At 73.2% G+C, this 1,670-nt stretch carries 1 protein-coding gene; it reads right to left on the bottom strand.

The genetic code is table 11. The annotated features are described in order from the left end of the window. Nucleotides 1-146: 146 nt before the first annotated feature. Nucleotides 147-1,529, bottom strand: a complete 1,383-nt coding sequence (locus tag DBR36_RS11965; protein WP_108319674.1) for an aminotransferase class V-fold PLP-dependent enzyme — start codon at nt 1,527-1,529, stop codon at nt 147-149. Between the last annotated feature and the right edge of the window lie 141 nt (nt 1,530-1,670).

Raw genomic sequence — 1,670 nt, 5'->3', positions numbered from 1 at the left:
GTGCAGACGACGGCGTGTCGGCGACGATCCCCGCCGTTGTGCACCCCGACGGTTCAGGCGAGCACGGCTTCCGCCGTTGTGCACGCCTGCGCTTCGCGCGAGCACGATCCCCGCCGTTGTGCACACGCCGGAGACCGCGGTGCGCCTCACACCATCGTGTCGAGGATCCCTACCAGGTCGTCGAACGTCGTGCGCGGGTTGAGGATCGCGAAGCGGGCGTTCACGCGGCCGGCGTGGCTCGAGGGCGTGACGAAGGCGTGCTGGTCGTCGAGCAGCCGCGCCGACCAGCGGTCGTAGTCCGCCTTGGCCCAGCCGACGCGTTCGAACACGACCACGCCGAGCTGGGGGCGGCGCACGAGCGTCAGGTCGGGGCGGCGCTCGATCTCTTCGGCGATGCGCTCGGCCAGGTCGATCGCCGAGGTGATCGCCTCGCGGTAGACCGCGGCGCCGTAGGTGGCGAGCGAGAACCACAGCGGCAGGCCGCGGGCGCGTCGCGTCAGGTGCGCCGCGAAGTCCGAGGGGCTCCAGTCGCTCGTCTCGGTGAGGGTGTCGAGGTACTCGGCGTGCTGCGTGTGCGCGCGACGGCCGAGCTCGGGGTCGCGGTAGATCAGCGCGCACGCGTCGAACGGGGCGAACAGCCACTTGTGCGGGTCGACGACGAGGGAGTCGGCGTGCTCGACGCCGGCGAAACGATGCCGCGCGCGGGGCGCCAGCATGCCGGTCAGGCCGTAGGCGCCGTCGACGTGCAGCCAGACGTCGGTGCCCGCGACCGCGCGGGCGACGTCGGCGATGTCGTCGACGATGCCGAAGTTGGTCGAGCCCGCGGTCGCGACCACGGCGAACACGCTGTCGCCGTGCTCGTCCAGCGCCGCGCGCACCGCGTCTCCGCGCAATACGCCGTCCTCGCCCACCGGCACGCCCACGACCTCGACGTCCATCACGCGGGCCGCCGAGGCGATCGAGGAATGCGCCTCGACGCTGCAGACCACGCGCCACGCGTCGGGGCGGGGCTTTCCGGCATCCGCGAACCGATCGCGTGCAGCCTCGCGAGCGGCGACCAGGGCCGAGAGGTTGCCGAGCGTCCCGCCCTGCACGAAGACGCCCCCGGCGCCCGCGGGCAGACCGAACTCGTTCGCCAGCCAGCGCAGGACCTCGTTCTCGGCGTGCACGGCGCCCGCGCCCTCGAGCCACGAGCCGCCGTAGAGCGCGCTCGCCGACACCACCAGGTCGAACGCCGCGGCGGCCTTGGTGGGGGCGCTGGGGATGAACGACAGGTACCGCGGGTCGTCGGTGGTGATGCACGCGGGGGCCAGCACGTGCTCGAAGACGCCGAGCGCCTTGCGCGCGCCGATGCCCTTCTCGTCGATGGTGCGTCCGGCCAGGCGGGTCAGCTCGGCGGCGGGCAGGGGCTTGTCGAGGGGGGTGTCCTCGGCGTTCAGCCGACCCCGGGAGTACTCGAGAACCATGTCGACGATGTCGCGCGTCTCGTCGCTGACCTCGTGCATGCGCGCGGCGGGGGAGTGGGTCATCGGGACCTCCGGGAGGGGGGATGCCGGCCCCGGCGGTGCGGATTCGCACGGCGGGACCGAGAGGGAGCGGCGCTCGAGGCGCGGGGCGACGGATCGTCGGACGTAGCTTATTCGTCCCCGCGCCGCGACCGGCTCGTGGGC

Origin of the sequence: Microbacterium sp. HMWF026 (assembly GCF_003061325.1) — a bacterium.
Taxonomy (GTDB): domain Bacteria; phylum Actinomycetota; class Actinomycetes; order Actinomycetales; family Microbacteriaceae; genus Microbacterium; species Microbacterium testaceum_E.
This window is presented reverse-complemented; position numbering and strand designations above follow the sequence as displayed.

Coding starts and splice junctions, on each gene's coding strand:
- DBR36_RS11965 (WP_108319674.1), bottom strand. CDS start 1,529: ATGACCCACTCCCCCGCCGCGCGCATGCACGAGGTCAGCGACGAGACG.